Source organism: Streptomyces silvae, from assembly GCF_016745505.1.
GTDB lineage: Bacteria > Actinomycetota > Actinomycetes > Streptomycetales > Streptomycetaceae > Streptomyces > Streptomyces silvae.
This window is the reverse complement of the sequence record NZ_JAERUC010000078.1, coordinates 17,881-34,606: the sequence shown is the minus strand read 5'-3', so window position 1 is coordinate 34,606 and position 16,726 is coordinate 17,881. Positions and strand designations below refer to the sequence as shown.

The 16,726-nt window shown below is 71.4% G+C and carries 19 protein-coding genes; 5 read left to right on the top strand and 14 right to left on the bottom strand.

The window, feature by feature from the left end; genetic code table 11:
* Nucleotides 1–46 precede the first annotated feature (46 nt).
* Nucleotides 47–436, top strand: a complete 390-nt coding sequence (locus tag JKV81_RS10190) for a barstar family protein (protein ID WP_202075445.1) — start codon at nucleotides 47–49, stop codon at nucleotides 434–436.
* Here JKV81_RS10190 and JKV81_RS10185 read toward each other — a convergent pair.
* The 7 genes from JKV81_RS10185 to JKV81_RS10155 form a co-directional block, all read right to left on the bottom strand.
* On the bottom strand, nucleotides 422–1,270 hold the full coding sequence (locus JKV81_RS10185) for an ABC transporter ATP-binding protein (RefSeq protein WP_202075444.1): 849 nt from the start codon (nucleotides 1,268–1,270) through the stop codon (nucleotides 422–424). The genes JKV81_RS10190 and JKV81_RS10185 overlap by 15 nt on opposite strands.
* Complete coding sequence (locus JKV81_RS10180) at nucleotides 1,267–2,319, bottom strand: FecCD family ABC transporter permease (protein ID WP_129266225.1); 1,053 nt, start codon at nucleotides 2,317–2,319, stop codon at nucleotides 1,267–1,269. The genes JKV81_RS10185 and JKV81_RS10180 overlap by 4 nt, the downstream gene beginning before the upstream one ends.
* Nucleotides 2,316–3,359 (bottom strand): FecCD family ABC transporter permease, encoded by a 1,044-nt coding sequence (locus JKV81_RS10175; protein WP_129266224.1) that lies wholly within the window; start codon nucleotides 3,357–3,359, stop codon nucleotides 2,316–2,318. Before JKV81_RS10175 ends, JKV81_RS10180 begins: the two co-directional genes overlap by 4 nt.
* On the bottom strand, nucleotides 3,356–4,393 hold the full coding sequence (locus JKV81_RS10170; protein WP_129266223.1) for an iron-siderophore ABC transporter substrate-binding protein: 1,038 nt from the start codon (nucleotides 4,391–4,393) through the stop codon (nucleotides 3,356–3,358). The genes JKV81_RS10175 and JKV81_RS10170 overlap by 4 nt, the downstream gene beginning before the upstream one ends.
* Nucleotides 4,394–4,637: 244 nt before the next feature.
* Entirely contained in the window at nucleotides 4,638–5,411 is a 774-nt protein-coding gene (locus JKV81_RS10165; RefSeq protein ID WP_202075443.1) for a helix-turn-helix domain-containing protein, read from the bottom strand.
* 113 nt (nucleotides 5,412–5,524) lie between these two features.
* The gene (locus JKV81_RS10160; protein WP_129266221.1) at nucleotides 5,525–7,267 is read right to left on the bottom strand and encodes a pyruvate dehydrogenase; all 1,743 of its coding nucleotides are present in this window, start codon (nucleotides 7,265–7,267) and stop codon (nucleotides 5,525–5,527) included.
* Nucleotides 7,268–7,328: 61 nt separating this feature from the next.
* Nucleotides 7,329–8,702 (bottom strand): protein phosphatase 2C domain-containing protein, encoded by a 1,374-nt coding sequence (locus JKV81_RS10155; protein ID WP_129266220.1) that lies wholly within the window; start codon nucleotides 8,700–8,702, stop codon nucleotides 7,329–7,331.
* A 309-nt stretch (nucleotides 8,703–9,011) separates the two neighbouring features.
* On the opposite strand from JKV81_RS10155, the gene JKV81_RS10150 reads away from it, so the two are divergent.
* Together JKV81_RS10150 and JKV81_RS10145 are read left to right on the top strand one after the other, a co-directional pair.
* Nucleotides 9,012–9,998 (top strand): helix-turn-helix domain-containing protein, encoded by a 987-nt coding sequence (locus JKV81_RS10150; protein ID WP_099174993.1) that lies wholly within the window; start codon nucleotides 9,012–9,014, stop codon nucleotides 9,996–9,998.
* Nucleotides 9,999–10,076: 78 nt separating this feature from the next.
* Nucleotides 10,077–10,559 carry a DUF456 domain-containing protein gene (locus tag JKV81_RS10145; protein WP_129266219.1) on the top strand — a complete coding sequence of 161 codons (483 nt, stop codon included), beginning with the start codon at nucleotides 10,077–10,079 and terminating at the stop codon, nucleotides 10,557–10,559.
* Nucleotides 10,560–10,627: 68 nt separating this feature from the next.
* On the opposite strand, the gene rsgA is transcribed toward JKV81_RS10145, so the two are convergent.
* The gene (gene rsgA / locus JKV81_RS10140) at nucleotides 10,628–11,791 is read right to left on the bottom strand and encodes a ribosome small subunit-dependent GTPase A (RefSeq protein ID WP_202075442.1); all 1,164 of its coding nucleotides are present in this window, start codon (nucleotides 11,789–11,791) and stop codon (nucleotides 10,628–10,630) included.
* A 320-nt stretch (nucleotides 11,792–12,111) separates the two neighbouring features.
* Here rsgA and JKV81_RS10135 point away from each other — a divergent pair, with 320 nt between their 5' ends.
* Nucleotides 12,112–12,612, top strand: a complete 501-nt coding sequence (locus JKV81_RS10135) for a DUF5949 family protein (RefSeq protein ID WP_129266217.1) — start codon at nucleotides 12,112–12,114, stop codon at nucleotides 12,610–12,612.
* Nucleotides 12,613–12,740: 128 nt separating this feature from the next.
* On the opposite strand, the gene JKV81_RS10130 is transcribed toward JKV81_RS10135, so the two are convergent.
* The 6 genes from JKV81_RS10130 to JKV81_RS10105 form a co-directional block, all read right to left on the bottom strand.
* Entirely contained in the window at nucleotides 12,741–13,145 is a 405-nt protein-coding gene (locus JKV81_RS10130) for a rodlin (protein ID WP_129266216.1), read from the bottom strand.
* A 117-nt stretch (nucleotides 13,146–13,262) separates the two neighbouring features.
* Nucleotides 13,263–13,496, bottom strand: a complete 234-nt coding sequence (locus JKV81_RS10125; protein ID WP_372444112.1) for a hypothetical protein — start codon at nucleotides 13,494–13,496, stop codon at nucleotides 13,263–13,265.
* Between the two features lie 248 nt (nucleotides 13,497–13,744).
* A complete protein-coding gene (locus JKV81_RS10120; protein WP_129266215.1) occupies nucleotides 13,745–14,155 on the bottom strand; it encodes a rodlin in 411 nt (136 codons plus the stop codon).
* A gap of 183 nt (nucleotides 14,156–14,338) precedes the next feature.
* The gene (locus JKV81_RS10115) at nucleotides 14,339–14,641 is read right to left on the bottom strand and encodes a hypothetical protein (RefSeq protein WP_129266214.1); all 303 of its coding nucleotides are present in this window, start codon (nucleotides 14,639–14,641) and stop codon (nucleotides 14,339–14,341) included.
* 178 nt (nucleotides 14,642–14,819) lie between these two features.
* Nucleotides 14,820–15,053 carry a chaplin gene (locus tag JKV81_RS10110; protein ID WP_129266213.1) on the bottom strand — a complete coding sequence of 78 codons (234 nt, stop codon included), beginning with the start codon at nucleotides 15,051–15,053 and terminating at the stop codon, nucleotides 14,820–14,822.
* A gap of 222 nt (nucleotides 15,054–15,275) precedes the next feature.
* Nucleotides 15,276–15,680, bottom strand: a complete 405-nt coding sequence (locus tag JKV81_RS10105) for a rodlin (protein WP_099174987.1) — start codon at nucleotides 15,678–15,680, stop codon at nucleotides 15,276–15,278.
* A gap of 275 nt (nucleotides 15,681–15,955) precedes the next feature.
* Between JKV81_RS10105 and JKV81_RS36675 the strand changes: the two genes are divergently transcribed.
* Nucleotides 15,956–16,705: a chaplin gene (locus JKV81_RS36675; RefSeq protein ID WP_129266212.1), complete on the top strand. Its 750-nt coding sequence runs from the start codon at nucleotides 15,956–15,958 to the stop codon at nucleotides 16,703–16,705.
* The last annotated feature ends 21 nt before the right edge of the window (nucleotides 16,706–16,726 follow it).

Sequence of the window (16,726 nt, the reverse complement as noted above, 5' to 3'; positions counted from 1 at the left end):
GGCCATCGGGCCGAGGCGGGAGGGCACGCGCTTGTACGCTCCACGCATGACCGTGACCTATGTGATCGACGGCTCCCGGATCACCGGCCTGGACAGCTTCTGGGATGTGGTCGGGGAGGCGGTGAACGGCCCCGGCGGCCGTTTCGGCCGTAATCTCGACGCCTTCGCGGACTGCCTCGGAGGTGGCTTCGGCACACCGGAGGACGGCGACTTCGTCATCGAGTGGCACGACCACGCCCGTTCGGCCCGCGCGCTGGGCCACGAGGAGACCGCCCGCCGGCTGGAAGCGCGGCTCCCCCGGGTGCACCACAGCAACAGGGCGCGCGTCAAGGAGGAGCTGGCCGAGGCCCGGGCGGGCCGCGGTCCGACGCTCTTCGACGTCCTCGTCGAGATCATCACGGAGCGGACCGGGCCCGGGACCCTACGCCTGATGTGAGTCCTCCCGCTGAGGGAAGCCCACGCCGGCCTCCTCGCGTACGTGGTGGCGGCCGATGGGAAGCATCAGGGGCTTTCCGGAGACCGGGTCCTCGATGATGCGGCTCCGGAGGCCGAACACCGTCTCGACCGTCTCCTCCGTCAGCACCTCGGCGGGGGTCCCCGCCGCGTGGATGCGCCCCGCCGCGAGGGCGATGAGGTGATCCGCGTACCGGGCCGCCAGGTTGAGGTCGTGCAGGACCATCACGACGGTCGTCCCCCGTGTCCGGTTGAGGTCGGTCAGCAGGTCGAGCACCTCGATCTGATGGCTGGCGTCGAGGAACGTTATGGGCTCGTCGAGCAGCAGCAGATCGGTCTGCTGCGCCAGCGCCATGGCGATCCAGACCCGCTGGCGCTGGCCGCCGGAGAGCTCGTCCACCGCGCGGTCGGCGAGTTCCGCGGTCTGCGTGGTCTCCAGGGCGGACGCCACGGCGGCGTCGTCCCTCTCGCTCCACCGGCTGAAGACGCCCTGGTGGGGGTGGCGGCCCCGGCCCACCAGGTCGAGGACCGTGATGCCCTCGGGGGCGATGGGTGACTGCGGCAGCAGCCCCAGGGTGCGGGCGAGTTCCTTGGCGGGCATCCGGTGCACCTGCCTGCCGTCCAGGAGCACCTGTCCCTTCCGGGGAGCGAGCAGCCGGGACATCGAGCGCAGCAGCGTCGACTTGCCGCAGGCGTTGGCCCCGACGACGACCGTGACCTTGCCGGGCGGCACCGTCAGGTCGAGGGACTCGACGACCACGCGGTCGCTGTAGCCGAGCGTCAGCCGCTCGGCCGTGAGGGAGTGGGACGTGGTCATATCGAGCCTCCAGCCCGATGGGTGCGGACAATCAGGTGGACGAGGTACGGCGCTCCGAGCACCCCGGTGACGACGCCGACCGGGTAGCGGGTGTCGAAGGCGAACTGGCCGGCGAAGTCGGCGACCAGGACCAGGAGCGAGCCGACCAGTCCGGCGGGCACCAGGAGGGAGCCCCCCGCCCCGACGATCCGGGCCGCGATCGGGCCGGACAGGAACGCCACGAAGGCGATGGGTCCGGCGGCGGCCGTGGCGAAGGCGATCAGGCCGACGGCGGCCACGATGACCGTGATCCGGGTGCGCTCGACGCGGACCCCGAGGGCCGAGGCGGTGTCGTCGCCGAGGCGCAGGGCGGACAGGTTGCGTCCCTGCGACAGCAGGACGGGGGTCAGCACGGCGAGCGCGATCACCGCGGGCACGGTCTGGTCCCAGCCGACGCCGTTCAGACTGCCCGTCAGCCAGCGGGTGGCCTCCTGGAGGTCCCACTCGGCGGCGCGGGACAGGACGTACGAGGTGATGCTGTCGAGCATCGCGGAGATCCCGATGCCGATCAGGATCAGGCGGGTGCCGACGACCCCGTCGCGGAAGGCCAGGGTGTAGACGAGCAGGGCGACGACGAGGGCGGCGACGATCGCGAGGACCGACACCTGGGTCTCGCCGAGCGAGAGGGTGACGATCGCGATGGCCGCGGCGGCGCTCGCCCCCGAGCTGATGCCGATGACGTCGGGGCTGGCGAGCGGGTTGCGCAGCATCGTCTGGAAGGTGACACCGGCCATGCCGAAGCTGAATCCGGCCGTGACGGCGAGCACCGCGCGCGGCAGCCTCAGCCGTCCGACGGTGAACGACGCCCCGGGCACCTGCTCCCCGAAGATCACCCTGACCACGTCGCGGGGCGGGTAGAAGGTCTGGCCGGCCATCAGCGTCACGGCGAACGCGGCGACGACGAGCACGGCCAGGGCCAGCGCGACGAGGCGCCGGCGGGAGGCGTTCCTGACGCGTCCTCGGGTGACCTCGTGGAGGACGGAGGGCCGGGTGACGGCGGGGGCGCTCACAGGGCACGCACTTTCTGACGGCGGACGGTCCAGATGAAGAACGGGGCGCCGATCAGCGCCGTCACGATGCCCACGTCGACCTCCGAGGGCCGGGCCACGATCCGTCCGACGACGTCGGCCGCGGTCAGGAGCGCGGCGCCGGTCACCGCGGAGAACGGCAGCAGCCACCGGTGGTCGACGCCGGCCATCAGGCGGCAGGCGTGCGGGACGACGAGTCCGACGAAGCCGATCGGTCCCGCGGCCGCCGTCGCGGCGCCGCACAGGACGACGGCGCCGACCGCCGCCGTGGCACGGGCGACCGCGACCCGTTCGCCGAGCCCGGCGGCGAGTTCGTCGCCGAGGGCGAGCGAGTTCAGCGCCCGTGCGGAGAACAGGCAGATCAGCATGCCGACGCCGAGGAACGGCAGCACATGGCCGATGCGTTCGTAGGAGGCACCGCCGACACCGCCGATCTGCCAGAGCCGGAACGACCCGGAGATGTCGTTGCGGGGCAGCACGACCGCGGTCACCAGCGAGGCGAAGGCCGCGGAGGTCGCGGCGCCCGCGAGGGCGAGCTTGAGGGGCGTGGCACCGCCCCGCCCCAGGGAGCCGACGGTGTACACGAACACGGCGGAGAGGCCCGCGCCGGCCATCGCGACCCAGACGTACCCGGTCGGCGAGGTGAGCCCGAAGAAGGCGACCCCGGTGACCACGGCCAGCGACGCGCCCATGTTGACGCCGAGGATGCCCGGGTCGGCCAGCGGGTTGCGCGTCACCCCCTGCATGACTCCGCCGGCCAGCCCGAGGGCCGCGCCGATCACCACGGCGAGCAGGGTGCGCGGGATCCGCTTGGTGACAGCCGCCTGTTCCAGCGTGCCGTCCGCGCCGCCGAGCGCGCTCCAGACGTCGGACCAGGCGACGGTGCGCGAGCCGACGGCGACCGAGAACACGGTCACCGCGGCCAGCACGAGCAGGGTGAGCAGCAGCCAGAGGATCCGGACACCCGCCGGACGCCGCACCACGGCGGCGTCCGGTGTGTGCCGTGTGTCGAGCGTCGTCACTTGACCTTGTCCGCGGCCTTGGCGAGCTCGGCCACGTAGTCCTCCAGCACCCAGGAGATCGACAGCGGCGTGGGGTTCGCGGCGGTGGCCAGCGGGGCGCTGCCCGGCAGCAGGTAGACCGAACCGCGCTCCACGGCAGGGATCTTGGAGAGCAGCGGGTCCTTCCGGAGCGTCCTGAGCAGTTCGCCCTTGTCGTCGCCGTAACCGGTGATGATGTCGACGTCGTCGAAGGCGTCGATCTGCTCCGCGCTCTTGGTCAGCGCGAACTTGTCGGTGCCCTTGGACGCGTCGGCGATGCTGCCGGGGATCTTCAGGCCGAGGTCCTCGAAGAACAGGGTGCGGGTGTCGTGGCTCGTGTAGAAGCCGACCTCGCTCACGTCGTTGGGGTCGACGTGCGTCATGAACATCGCCGACTTCCCCTTCAGCTGCGGGTACTTGGCAACCGTCTCCCTGATGTCGCCCTCGACCTCGTCGATGAGCTTCTCGCCCTCGTCGGCGCGGCCGATCGCCTTGCTGTTCATCTGGATGATCTCGCGCCACGGGGTGGCCCACGCGGCCTCCGGGTACGCCACCACGGGGGCGATGTCGCTGAGCGTCGCGTAGTCCTGCTTCGTCAGCCCGGAGTACGAGGCGAGGATGACGTCCGGCTCCGTGTCGGCCACGGCCTCGAAGTCGATGCCGTCGGTCTCGTCGAACAGGACCGGGGTCTTGGCGTCCAGCTCCTTCAGCTTGTCGGCGACCCAGGGCAGGACTCCGTCGCCGTCGTCGTCACCGAAGTTCGCGGCGGCCATGCCGACGGGGACGACGCCGAGGGCGAGCGGCACCTCGTGGTTGGCCCAGTTCACCGTGGCGACGCGCTTGGGTTCGGACGGGATCGTGGTCGTGCCGAGCGCGTGCTCGATCGTCATCGGGAAAGCCCCCGAACCGGCCTTGCCGCTCGTGCCCTTGTCGGACTCGGACTCCCCGCCGCAGGCCGTGAGGCCCACCAGCAGGGCAGCCGCGACGGCGACTGCGCGAAGGGGGTGTGGACGCATGGATCCGTACTCCAGTTCCAGGATGGGCGGTGCCGCCTCGCACTCCGCGTGGGCGGTGCGCCGGAAACGCTCAAGGCACTCGCGCGGGGCAGACACTCACTCAAGACACTTAGGTAAGGCTTGGCTTCCCTTTGACCTTATGAAACCCACCAGGTTGTCGCAATCAACCATTTCAGACAGAGCTTGTAGCGATCGGGACATCAGGAGTACGCGGGACCGGCCGGCAGCGTCGCGGGGAGCACGCTCAGCGGGGCCGGAAGGACCCCGGTGTCAGCCCCGTCGTACGGCGGAAGGCCGCGCCGAACGCGCTCGCCGAGCGGTAGCCGACCTCCTCCGCGACGGCCTCCACCTCCCAGCCCCGGGTGAGGAGTTCGACCGCGTGCTGCGCCCGGACCCCGGCGACCCAGCGCGCGAAGCTGGTGCCGGTCTCGGCGTTGAAGGCGCGGGTGACGGTGCGGGTGCTGACGCCCAGCTCGGCGGCCCACCGGGACAGCGTGCGCTGGTCACCCGGGTTCTCGCGCACCGCGTCGGCGATCGGGCGGAGCAGCGGCGACGTCGGGACCTGGACCAGCAGCTCCCGGGGGGACGGGGTGAGGACGTCCAGCACCATCGCCTCCGTCGCGGCCCGGGAACCGGGGTCCAGGCCGGCGTCGCCGAGCCGTTCCAGCAGCAGGCGGAGCAGCGGGGTGATCTCGACGGCCACGGGGACGTCCGAGAGCGAGGGCGTGGTGGCACGGCCGAAGAAGGTCGCGCGGAACCAGGTCCCGGCGACCGCGGAGCCGGAGTGCAAGGTCTCCGCCGGCATCCACAGGCCCAGGGTCGGGGTGATCGTCCACGCCCGTGCGCCCACCACAGCGATGGAGGCGCCCCGCTCGTTCCAGAGCAGTTCGTCCCAGGGGTGGGCGTGGGCGTTCCAGCTGGTGTCGTGCGCGACGGTCTCTTCGTAGCCGTGGATGACGAACGGCGCCCGCACCGCCCCCGGGTCCTGCTCCGGCACGGTGCGGGTCTCCCTGGTCACGGCGCGGCCCCCGGTCCGCCGGTGGCCGGCACCGGGCCGTCGCCGGCGGAGGGGGTCGGTCGCATGCCCTCAACAGTACCGAGGCCGCCGGGCGGCTCCGGCCACGGCTCCGGTCAGGGCCGCGGGACGTTGCGCAGGTTGGAGCGGGCCATCTGGAGCATCCTGCCGACCCCGCCGTCCAGGACGATCTTGCTGGCGGAGAGCGCGAAGCCCGTGACCATGTCGGCGCTGATCTTCGGCGGGATGGAGAGGGCGTTCGGGTCGGTGACCACGTCGACGAGGGCGGGGCCCTTGTGCTTGAAGGCGTCCTTGAGGGCGCTCTCCAGCTGCTTGGGCTTCTCGACCCGCACCCCGTAGGCGCCACAGGCCCGCGCGACGGCCGCGAAGTCGGGGTTCTTGTTGGTCGTACCGAACGAGGGCAGCCCCCCGACCAGCATCTCCAGCTCGACCATGCCGAGCGAGGAGTTGTTGAACAGGACGACCTTCACCGGCAGGTTGTACTGGACGAGCGTGAGGAAGTCGCCCATCAGCATGGTGAATCCGCCGTCGCCGGACATCGACACGACCTGCCGGTTCCGGTCGGTGAACTGGGCCCCGATGGCCTGCGGCAGCGCGTTCGCCATCGAGCCGTGGCTGAACGAACCGATGACCCTGCGCTTGCCGTTGGGTGTGAGATAGCGGGCCGCCCACACATTGCACATGCCGGTGTCGACGGTGAACACGGCATCGTCGTCGGCGAGTTCGTCAAGGACCGACGCGACGTACTCGGGATGGATCGGGATGTGCTTCTCGACCTTGCGGGTGTACGCCTTGACCACGCCCTCCAGCGCGTCGGCGTGCTTCTTCAGCATCCGGTCGAGGAACTTGCGGTCGGTCTTGACCTTCACGCGCGGCGTGAGGGCGCGCAGCGTCTCGCGTACGTCGCCCCAGACGGCCAGATCGAGCTTGGACCGCCGCCCCAGGTGCTCGGGGCGCACATCGACCTGGACGATCTTCACATCGTCCGGGAGGAACGCGTTGTACGGGAAGTCGGTGCCCAGCAGGATCAGCAGATCGCACTCGTTGGTGGCCTCGTACGCGGCGCCGTAGCCGAGCAGCCCGCTCATGCCCACGTCGTACGGGTTGTCGTACTGGATCCACTCCTTGCCGCGCAGCGCGTGTCCGACCGGGGCCTTCACCCGCTCGGCGAACTCCATGACCTCGGCGTGCGCGCCCGCCGTCCCGCTCCCGCAGAACAGCGTCACCCGTTTGGCCTTGTCGATCATCGCGCAGAGCTTGTCGATCTCCTCGTCACCGGGCTTCACGGAGGGCCGCGAGGTGACCAGGGCGTGTTCGATCGACTTCTCCGGGGCCGGCTGCGAGGCGATGTCGCCGGGCATGGTCACGACGCTGACGCCGCCGCGGCCGATGGCGTGCTGGATCGCCGTCTGGAGCAGCCGTGGCATCTGCTGCGGGTTGGAGATCATCTCGTTGTAGTGGCTGCACTCCTGGAAGAGCAGCTCAGGATGGGTCGCCTGGAAGTAGGCGAGGCCGATCTCGCTCGACGGGATGTGCGAGGCGAGCGCGAGCACCGGGGCCATGGAGCGGTGGGCGTCGTAGAGGCCGTTGATGAGGTGGAGGTTGCCCGGCCCGCAGGACCCGGCGCAGGCGGCCAGGGTGCCGGTGATCTGCGCCTCGGCACCGGCCGCGAACGCGGCGGTCTCCTCGTGCCTGACCTGGACCCACTCGACGGAGGGGTTGCGCCGGACGGCGTCGACCACGGGGTTGAGGCTGTCGCCGACGACGCCGTACAGCCGCTTGACCCCCGCCCGTACGAGGATGTCGACGAACTGTTCCGACACGTTCTGCTTGGCCATGGGTGCGCACCCTCTCTGCCTCCGGCTGTCCGTAACTCCCATCAACCCACGGCGTGCGCGGTTACGCCTCCCAGACCGCGGCGCTCGTACGGTCGTCGGCGTACCCCTTGGTCCTCAGCTGGGTGTCGGCGAGATAGGCGGGCAGCCCGGGCGGGCCGTCGGCCCCCCAGCGCCGCGCGAGCTCCTCGGCGAGCGCCGGCTCACCGCGCATCGGTTCCGCCAGGCCGTTCCCGCAGAGCAGCAGCGTGTCCCCGGGGCGGGCGACGGACGCCCGGAAGCGGAAGGGCTCCGCGGGCGGTGGCGGCGGGTCCTCGGCGTACGGGGAGGGGGGCGTGGTGATCTGGAGGTCCATCGTCAGCCGGTCCCCGCCGGGGCCCTGTTCGCGCACCGCCCCGCCGGTCGCGGGGAGCTCGGGATCGAGGTCCTGCCAGGCCCCGTCGCGGAGGCGGAAGAGGCCGCCCGGCCCGGTGCCGAAGAAGACCCGGGTGCGGCACTCCGGGTCGGCGGACAGCAGCAGACAGCGCAGGCCGGCGGTGTACGCGGACGGTTCGAGGCCGAGCTCGGCGGCGCGGGCGCGCAGCTTGCCGTAGGTGCGGTCGGTGAGGCGGTGCAGCCCCGACTTGAGGTCCCCCCTGCGGCCCTGCCGTATGTCGTCGGAGAGCCGGGCATGGCTGCGGGCGACCGATCCGCCGATCCAGCGACATGCGTCGGCCGCGGCGCGGTGGGCCTGCTCCGCCCCGCGGGCGCCGCCGGCCACCGCGACCAGGACCAGGGCGTCGTCGCCGGTGCCGAAGCGGGCGGTGAGCAGGGCGTCGCGGCGGGGCTCACCGCGGAAGCGCGCCGAGTCCCCGCGCACGGAGGCGGCGCGCAGGGTGTACGTCCCGTACCTGGCTCCGTCGAGGACCGTGTCGGGGACGAGGGCGTCGAGGTCGTCCGGGCCGGAGGCGGGGAGTGCGACGGGCTCGGCGTCGTAGGTGGGCGGGCGGTCGCCGATGTGGCCGACCTCGGGGCGTACCGGCGGTTCCGGCGCTTGCGGTGGCTCGGGGACCAGGGGTGCGGCGGGCGCCCGTACGGCGAAGGTCCGCGGCCCGGCCGGCCCGGCGGGTGCCTCCCAGGGTGCGCGGCCCACCGCGACGGTGGGCGGGGGCGGGGGCACCGCCACGGGGGGCGCGGGCGCGGAGCCCTTCGGTGGCTGCGGGCCCTCCCCCGGGACGTGGTCCGCCTCCGGCAGGCGCGGGTCGGGCAGCGGCACCACCGTGACCGGGTGGTCCACCGGCTCCGCCTCCGGTCCGCCCACGGCGTCCGACGCCGAGTCGAAGCGGTCGTCGAGGCTGTCGGCCGCGCCGCTCGGCCCGGTGTCCGGAGCGGTCTCGTCGTACAGCGCGCGCCACCAGTCGTCCTCGTGGGCGGCCGGCTTCTCCCCCTGCTGGCTCATGACCGTATTGTCGACCGCTCGCGCCGAACGAAACCGGGTCATCGGCAAAAGTGGCCCGGAAGTGGCACCACGAGGTGACCCGCCGGACGTCCCCACCCCCCACGGGAAGGTCGTCCGGCGGGCCGGTCTCTGCGATCAGCCCGCCACCCATGGGGCGGCTGTTGCTGCGGTGGCGCCAGATTGTCAGAGAGACAGGTGCTACGGGGCATGATGGGCCCGGCGGGTTTACGCCGTGGCTCTTTTCCGCCACCGCACACCCCGCCCGACGGGCACAGGCTTGCGCGAGCACCGATCCGGGGAGGGCCGAGGATGCTGTCAGCGATAGGACTCGACGAGAGACAGGAAGCCGCTTACCGGGCGCTGGTCGCGGCCGGCGCCGCGGAGCTCTCCGACCTCGCACGCCGGCTGGCCCTTCCGGAGGCGGACACCGAGCGCGCGCTGCGCCGGCTGGAACAGCAGGGGCTCGTGGCCCAGTCCTCGTCACGGGCGGACCGCTGGGTCGCCGCGCCGCCCGGGGTCGCGCTGGGCGCCCTGCTGACCCAGCAGCGCCATGAGCTCGAACAGGCCGAGCTGGCGTCCGCGCTGCTCGCCGAGGAGTACCGGGCGGAGGCCGCCGAACCCGCGGTGCACGACCTGGTCGAGGTGGTGACGGGCGCGAGCGCCGTGGCGCACCGGTTCCATCAACTGCAGCTGGGCGCCACCTCCGAGGTCTGCGCGCTGGTCACCGGGAAGCCGATCGCGGTCACCGGGATGGAGAACGAGTCCGAGGAACGGGCGGCGATGCGGGGCGTGTCCTACCGCGTGGTCGTCGAGCGCGACGTGCTGTCGCTGCCGTCCGGGATCGTGGAGCTGTCGGCGGCCCTGAGCCGCGACGAGCAGTGCCGGGTGGTGGACCGGGTGCCGACGAAGCTGGTGGTCGCCGACGCCGCGCTGGCCATGGTGCCGCTGACCGGCCGGGGGGCCGAGCCCGCCGCGCTGGTGATCCACGCCAGCGGACTGCTGGAGTCCCTGATGGGCCTCTTCGAGGCCGTCTGGCGGGACGCGATGCCCTTGCGGCTCGGCACGGGCGGGATCAGCGAGGAGAACGGCCCGGGCGCGGACGCGACCGATCTGGAGATCCTGTCGCTGCTGCTGGCCGGTCTGACGGACGCGAGCGTGGCGAAGCAGCTGGACCTGGGGCTGCGGACGGTGCAGCGGCGGGTGAAGGGGCTCATGGAGCTGACCGGGGTCACCACCCGGCTCCAGCTCGGCTGGCACGCGTACGAACGCGGCTGGGTGGCCCGCGCCCCGCGCTGACCGCCCGGTCCGCACCTTCGGCCGCTCCCGGGGCCGCGCTGACGGGCGGGACCCGGCGTCCTCCTGCACGCTGGTCGAATGAGTGTGTGGCAGCTCGTTGCCGTCGGGGCGGTGATGCTGCTCGGCCTGGTCGGCGTCCTGGTGCCGGGCGTGCCCGGGCAGGCGATCGTCTGGGCCGCTGTGCTGTGGTGGGCACTGACGGACCCGACCCCGGTCGCCTGGGGCGTGCTGATCGGCGCGACCTGCCTGCTGCTGTTCAACCAGGCGCTGAAGGCACTGCTGCCCGCGCGGCGCCCCCGGGAGTCGGGGGCGCCGCGCAGGACGCTGATGGCCGGCGGGATCGCGGCGATCGTCGGCTTCTTCGTGGTCCCGGTGGTGGGCGGGATCCTCGGATACGTGGGTGCGGTCTACGGTGCCGAACGGCTGCGCCTGGGCAGCCGGTCGGCGGGCTGGACCTCGCTCAGGTCGGTGATGCGGGCGACGGGGTACTCGGTGCTCGCGGAGCTCTTCTGCTGTCTCCTGGTGGTGGGGGCCTGGCTGGGCGCCGTCATCTGGGGCTGAACGACGGCCGGGGTGACCGCCCGGCCACCCCGGCCGCTCCGCTCACCCCCGCCGCCCCGGCCGCTCCGTCAGCGCAGCCTGCCCCGCTTCATCTCCATGGCCGCCTTGCCCTCCGCTCCCCTGCGCTTCCACTCGCGCAGATTCTCCGAGCGCAGCCGTGCGTCCGTCTTCGCCGCGATGCGGTGGTTCTCGCGGAGCAGCTTGCGGTAGCTGTCGAGACGCCGCTCGGGCAGCGAGCCGTCCTCGACGGCGCCGAGGACGGCGCAGCCCGGCTCGGCGACGTGGGCGCAGTCGTGGAAGCGGCACCGCCGGGCCAGGTCCTCGATCTCCGAGAAGACCTGGCCGACGCCGGCCTCCGCGTCCCAGAGGCCGACCCCCCGCAGCCCGGGGGTGTCGATGAGGACACCGCCCTCCGGCAGCACCAGGAGGTTGCGCGTGGTCGTGGTGTGACGGCCCTTGCCGTCCACGTCCCGCGCCGCCCGCACATCCATCACGTCCTCCCCGAGCAGCGTGTTGGCGAGAGTGGACTTTCCGGCGCCGGAGGTGCCGAGCAGCACGCTCGTACCGCCGCCGACGACCGCCCGGAACACGTCGACGCCCTCCCCCGTGGCGGAACTGACGGGGAGCACCTGCACCCCGGGGGCGATGCGTTCGACATCCTCGACGAGGTGGGACAGCGTGATGACGTCCGGGACGAGGTCGGCCTTGGTCAGCAGCACGAGCGGATGCGCCTCGGCCGCCCCGTGACCGGTGGGCCCGGCCCCGTCGCCGAGCAGCGCGGCTCCGTCGGTGCTGGACATGGCCAGTGCCAGGAACCGTTCCAGCCGCCCGAGGTCCAGCTCGACGGCCAGCGAGACGCAGATGACGATGTGGTCGATGTTGGTGGCGAGCACCTGCCCCTCGGAGCGCTGCGAGGACGTCGAGCGTACGAAGGCGGTGCGGCGGGGAAGGAGCGTACGGACGAACCGCGGGTCGCCGTCCGGGTCGACGGCCACCCAGTCGCCGGTGCAGACGATCCGCATCGGGTCACGGGGCACCACGAAGGCGGTGTCCGCCTGGAGGGTGCCGTCCGGGGTGACCACATCGCACCGGCCGCGGTCCACCCGCACCACGCGTCCCGGCAGGAGTCCCTGCTCGGCGTACGGGGCGAAGGTGTCGGCCCACGCGTCGTCCCAGCCGTACGGGGCCAGCGGGTGCGACGGGGTGGAAGCCTGGGAAAGGGAGAAAGACAAGGGAAACCCTTCACAAGGGCGGCCCCGGCACCGCGCGTTCAGGCGCGGAGGAAGAAGGTCAAGGTCAGCCGGTGGCCGCAGGGGTGGGAACGATGTACTCCGGGTCGTGGGCAGCGCCCACCGCTACGACAGTCATCAATGTCCTCACCTCCTGTTTCCTCGAACTGCGCACACCCTAGCCCGGGGGCTCCACGGGCCGTCAACGGGTTTTCCCGGTGCCGGAGCATTCCGCGCCGGATTGGACCGAGTTGAGATCGATCTTCCCCGATCAGGTGATACGGGTGCACAAGGACCGGTCTCCGGCCGTTAGGGTGCCGGTCATGACCTCACCCACATCCCCCACCGCCCCTTTCTCCCCTGCCCAGTTGGGCACCCAGATCCTGATCGGCTGGAGCGGGCCGAACCCCGGCACGGGGCGTGAGACCGCCTTCCTGCTCACCTACACGCTCGGCGACGCCCCGGGCGGTCCTGAGGCCGGCGAGAGGGCCATGCACACCGCTCTGGAGCGCAGCGGTCTGCGGGTGGGAGGCGAGACGCTGGACGCCTCGGAGCAGCCGAACCTCCCGGTGAAGCTGCTCGTCCAGGCCGGGCAGGCCGTCCTGACGCTGCCTCACTTCACCGCGCAGTACACCGTGCCGCGCGAGTGGCTGGCGGCGGCCCGGTCGGAGGGCACCGTGCACGGGATGTTCGCCACGCGCCCGTGGCCCGTGGCCGTCCCCGGGCAGCCGGTCGGCGAGGACCAGCTGCGGGCCTTCGTGGGCGACCCCGAGACCATCCGCACCTCCGCCCACTGCCTCATGCCCGTACGCAGCCTGGGCTGATCCGCGCCCCGCGCACATGACGGTGCCCACCACCCCCCGTGGGGTGGTGGGCACCGTCATGTGCGCCACACAGCCGAAGGCGGGCGGCCCTCAGGCGATACGCCCCGGACCGCCCGCGCTCGGTGGTGTCAGTTGTTGCCGACGCCGTTGCCCGAGAGCACCGGGATGTCGTTCAGGATGTGCGACAGCGGCTCGTCACCCTTGGCCTGGGTGGAGTTGTCGGCGCACTGCTGGTTCTGCGGGTTGGACAGGACGTTGATGTCCTGGACCGCGATCGGAATGGCACCGATCAGCGAGCCCACGTTCGCCTTGACCGGCAGGGCGATGCAGGGCTTGTTCAGCGAGCCCTGGACGAGGCTGAGCTGCGGGCTCTGGTCGCCCTTGGTCGCGCTGTTGCCGTACTCGGCCTCGGCGCCGTTGCCGTTGACCGTGGTGGTGCCGTGGTCGTCACCGATCGCCATGGCCGGGGCCGCGGCGGCGGAGAGACCGATCAGGGACACAGCCACAGCGGCGGCGGCGGTCATCTTCTTCATTACGCTTCACCTTTCGGAGCGTCCCGTTGTGGAACGTACTGTTAACCGCAAGCGGAGCGTTTAGTTCCGGTTCACCACCCGAAAGGGTTGGATCTTCCGTTCAGGTCGACGCGGCCGTTACCCGCGCCCCTCCTCCGCACGGGCGGCGGGGACGAACGCGCCCTTCCGGCCTCGCGCGGAGCCGCGGCTCCCCCGCGGTCCGGACGACGCCTCCACCGGGCCCGGCCCGGCCTCGCGCCGCGCCGCGTCCCGCCATTCGGCGAGCAGCCGGTCGTAGATGGGCGTGGAACTCTCGGGCAACCGGTCGTGGCCGGGCGCGTGATGACTGTCGTACGGGTCCATGAGGCGCATCTACCCGTCCCCCCGGGCTCCGTGGGCCGCCCGTACGGCAACCGGCCCAATTCCCGCACTATCGGGCTACCCGACGTGCAGACCGGAGGGTGCGGACATGCGCGTGGGGCCGTTCCCGCCGGGCGGCCGGCCTGGAGGCCGGCTGCGGCACGGACGGAACGGCCCCACGCGGTTCACGAACTACGACGAGGCGGGTAACGGTGCGCCCTGGCCTGGTCGGACGCAGGGAGAGCCGGGGTGGCGGGGTGTCAGTTGTTGCCCGCGCCGTTGCCCGAGAGGATCGGGATGTCGTCCAGAATGTGCGACAGGGCCTCGTCACCCTTGGCCTGGGTGGAGTTCTCGGTGCACTGCTGGTTCTGCGGGGAGGACAGGACGTTGATGTCCTGGACCGAGACCGGGACGAGCCCGAGGAGCGAGCCGACGTTGGCCTTCGCCGGCAGCGCGATGCAGGGCTTGTTGAACGAGCCCTGGATGAGGCCGATCTGCGGGCTCATGTCGCCGTGCGTGCTGCTGTTGCCGTAGTACTGGTCGGCGCCGTTGCCGTTGACCGTGGTGGTGCCGTTGTCGTTGCCGATCGCCATGGCCGAGGGGGCCGCGGCGGCGGAAACACCGGCGACGGAGGCAGCGACTGCCGCCGACGCCAGAATCTTCTTCATCATGAACGTGCCCTTCTGGTATTTCTGTTGCCCGCCTGTCCGGAGCATTCTGTTCAACTCCGCCCGGGACATTCGGTTGCGCCATTTCACTCGAACGATTTCACCGTCAGGACCGTCACATAATTCATGGGAGACGGCACGGCGACAACGGCGCGGAGAAAGGGCGGCCGGGCGCCGCGAGGCGGATCAGCGGCCGAGCGGCAGCCCGCCGAGGAGTGCGCCAGCCTCCCCCGCCACACCCGTCACCGTCTCGGCCGACCTGGTGACCGTGCCGTCCTCGTGCACCGCTTCGGCGGTCTGTCCGACCGCGTCCACCACGGGGTTCACCACCTGGTCGGGGATCTGCGGAGCGGTGGACGTCAGCTCGTTGACACCGGTGGTGAGGCTGAGCCTGGGCGCCGTTGGGGTGGTGGCGGCGAAGGCGGGAGCAGCCGCCCCGAGAGCGGCCACGGAACCTGCGACAACGGCGACGGTCTTCGCGTACTTCACTTTTCCGAAATCCCTTCTTCGGGCGGCGTTCCACCGCCTTTGACCGGGACAACGATCAAGCCGCGCACGGGGAAACTGCACGCGTCGGCTTTTCTCCGAAGGACAGCAGGAAGGCCCTGGAGCGCCATAGGCGTCCCAGGGCCTTCTCATGACGAGCCGTCGGCTCGGTCCACGAAGATCAGTCGTTGATGCAGGCGTTGCCGAACGCCGGGTTCAGCAGACCGATCACGTTGACGGTGTTACCGCAGACGTTGACCGGGATGTGGATCGGAACCTGCACGACGTTGCCGGACAGGACGCCCGGGGAGCCGGCGGCGACGGCACCGGCGCCGGCGTCGGCCATGGCCGGAGCAGCGGCACCCAGAGCCATGAGGGTTCCGGCGGCGACGGCGGCAACCTTGGTGTACTTCACTTTCATCCCTTTCTGCAGCGGAGTCCTGGACGGACACGTCTTTCGCGCCGTACGAGCACTTCTTGCGAATGCACTCGTGACTCCGGAGCTGTAATCCGTAACGATTGACGGGCGACATCGAAACGCTATGGGAGCCGTTTCCCGGAAAACCGCCCGAATGCTGCAGGCCCGGGCCGCACGATGGAGGAGTGTCGGCGGCCCGGACCGGTCGTTGTGGCCCGGTCAGCTGTTGCCGGCGCCGTTGCCGGAGAGAACCGGAATGTCCGACAGGATGTGCGACAGCGGCTCGTCACCCTTGGCCTGCGTGGAGTTGTCCGCGCACTGCTGGTTCTGCGGGTTGGACAGGACGTTGACGTCCTGGACCGCGACCGCGGCCAGAAGGCCGGCGAGCGCGCCGACGTTGGCCTTGACCGGCAGGGCGACGCAGGGCTTGTTCAGCGAACCCTGGACGAGGCTGAGCTGCGGGCTCTGGTCACCCTTGGTCGCGCTGTTGCCGTACTCCGACTCGGCACCGTTGCCGTTGATCGACGTCGTGCCCGTGTCGTCACCGATCGCCATGGCGCTGGTCGCCGAGAGACCGAGGATGGAGGCGGCGACGGCGCCCGTAGCCAGAACCTTCTTGATCACGATGAACCCTTCTCGTACCGAGTGCCCCGCAGCGGAGCACCCTGATCAACTCGGCGCCGGGCGTTTGGTTCCCCCCGTTCGCCCTCGTTCACCCGAATGCCAGAACTCCGCTGCTGGACGAACACCCGTACGTGACCCTTTCGGGTGGTTACACAATTTCCACCGATCTCCAAGTTTCCCCCGCAACCCCCGCGTCGTTATGGATTCGTCCGCGTCGATGGAATGAACGCCATCAGGGTCACCGCCCACGCGAATTTCCCGGAGAAGGGCATGTAATGCGACAGGTTCTGAATAAAAGCATGATCGTCATGGCGGCGGCGTCGGGCATCCTGACCGCTGCGGGCGGCTACGCCCACGCCGACGCCTCGGCCGACGGTGTCGCCGCGAACTCCCCCGGTGTCGGCTCGGGCAACGCCGTGCAGGTTCCGGTGCATGTTCCGGTCAACCTCTGCGGCAACACCGTGAATGTGATCGCCCTGCTGAACCCGGCCTTCGGCAACACCTGTGCGAACGTCAGCTCGGGCGACCAGCACGGTGACGAGCACGACGATGCGTACGGTGACGGGCACGGCGACGACGCGTACGGCGGCGGGCACGGCGGTGGGCACGGCGGCGGCGCGAGCGCCGACGGCAAGGCCGTCGGTTCGCCCGGTGTCCTGTCCGGCAACCTGGTCCAGGCCCCGGTCCACGTCCCGGTCAACGCCTGTGGCAACAGCGTCAATGTGGTCGGCCTGCTGAACCCGGCGGGCGGCAACACCTGCGTCAACGAGAGCGGCCACCACCACCCGCCGGTCGAGCCCCCGGTGGTGGAGCCGCCGACCGTCGAGCCCCCGACCGTCGTGCCGCCCACCTCGAAGCCGCCGGTCGAGCCGCCGGTCTCCGAGCCCCCGGCCAACCCCGGCCCGAACACGCCCGACACGCAGCTGGCGCAGACCGGTGCGGGTGACATCGGGATGGCCGCCGGCGCGAGCGCGGCGCTGCTGCTGGGTGGCGCGGTGCTCATGCGCCGCACCCGCCGCAACTAGTCCGGCAACGCACGGAAGGGG

Excerpts from the sequence above, each read along its gene's own strand:
- JKV81_RS10155 (WP_129266220.1), bottom strand. The coding sequence starts at position 8,702 with ATGAGCCAGCAGGGGGAGAAGCCGGCCGCCCACGAGGACGACTGGTGG.
- JKV81_RS36675 (WP_129266212.1), top strand. The coding sequence starts at position 15,956 with ATGCGACAGGTTCTGAATAAAAGCATGATCGTCATGGCGGCGGCGTCG.
- JKV81_RS10160 (WP_129266221.1), bottom strand. The coding sequence starts at position 7,267 with ATGGCCAAGCAGAACGTGTCGGAACAGTTCGTCGACATCCTCGTACGG.
- JKV81_RS10170 (WP_129266223.1), bottom strand. The coding sequence starts at position 4,393 with ATGCGTCCACACCCCCTTCGCGCAGTCGCCGTCGCGGCTGCCCTGCTG.
- JKV81_RS10185 (WP_202075444.1), bottom strand. The coding sequence starts at position 1,270 with ATGACCACGTCCCACTCCCTCACGGCCGAGCGGCTGACGCTCGGCTAC.
- JKV81_RS10120 (WP_129266215.1), bottom strand. The coding sequence starts at position 14,155 with ATGATGAAGAAGATTCTGGCGTCGGCGGCAGTCGCTGCCTCCGTCGCC.
- JKV81_RS10130 (WP_129266216.1), bottom strand. The coding sequence starts at position 13,145 with ATGAAGAAGATGACCGCCGCCGCCGCTGTGGCTGTGTCCCTGATCGGT.
- JKV81_RS10125 (WP_372444112.1), bottom strand. The coding sequence starts at position 13,496 with ATGCGCCTCATGGACCCGTACGACAGTCATCACGCGCCCGGCCACGAC.
- JKV81_RS10145 (WP_129266219.1), top strand. The coding sequence starts at position 10,077 with ATGAGTGTGTGGCAGCTCGTTGCCGTCGGGGCGGTGATGCTGCTCGGC.
- JKV81_RS10150 (WP_099174993.1), top strand. The coding sequence starts at position 9,012 with ATGCTGTCAGCGATAGGACTCGACGAGAGACAGGAAGCCGCTTACCGG.
- JKV81_RS10190 (WP_202075445.1), top strand. The coding sequence starts at position 47 with ATGACCGTGACCTATGTGATCGACGGCTCCCGGATCACCGGCCTGGAC.
- JKV81_RS10135 (WP_129266217.1), top strand. The coding sequence starts at position 12,112 with ATGACCTCACCCACATCCCCCACCGCCCCTTTCTCCCCTGCCCAGTTG.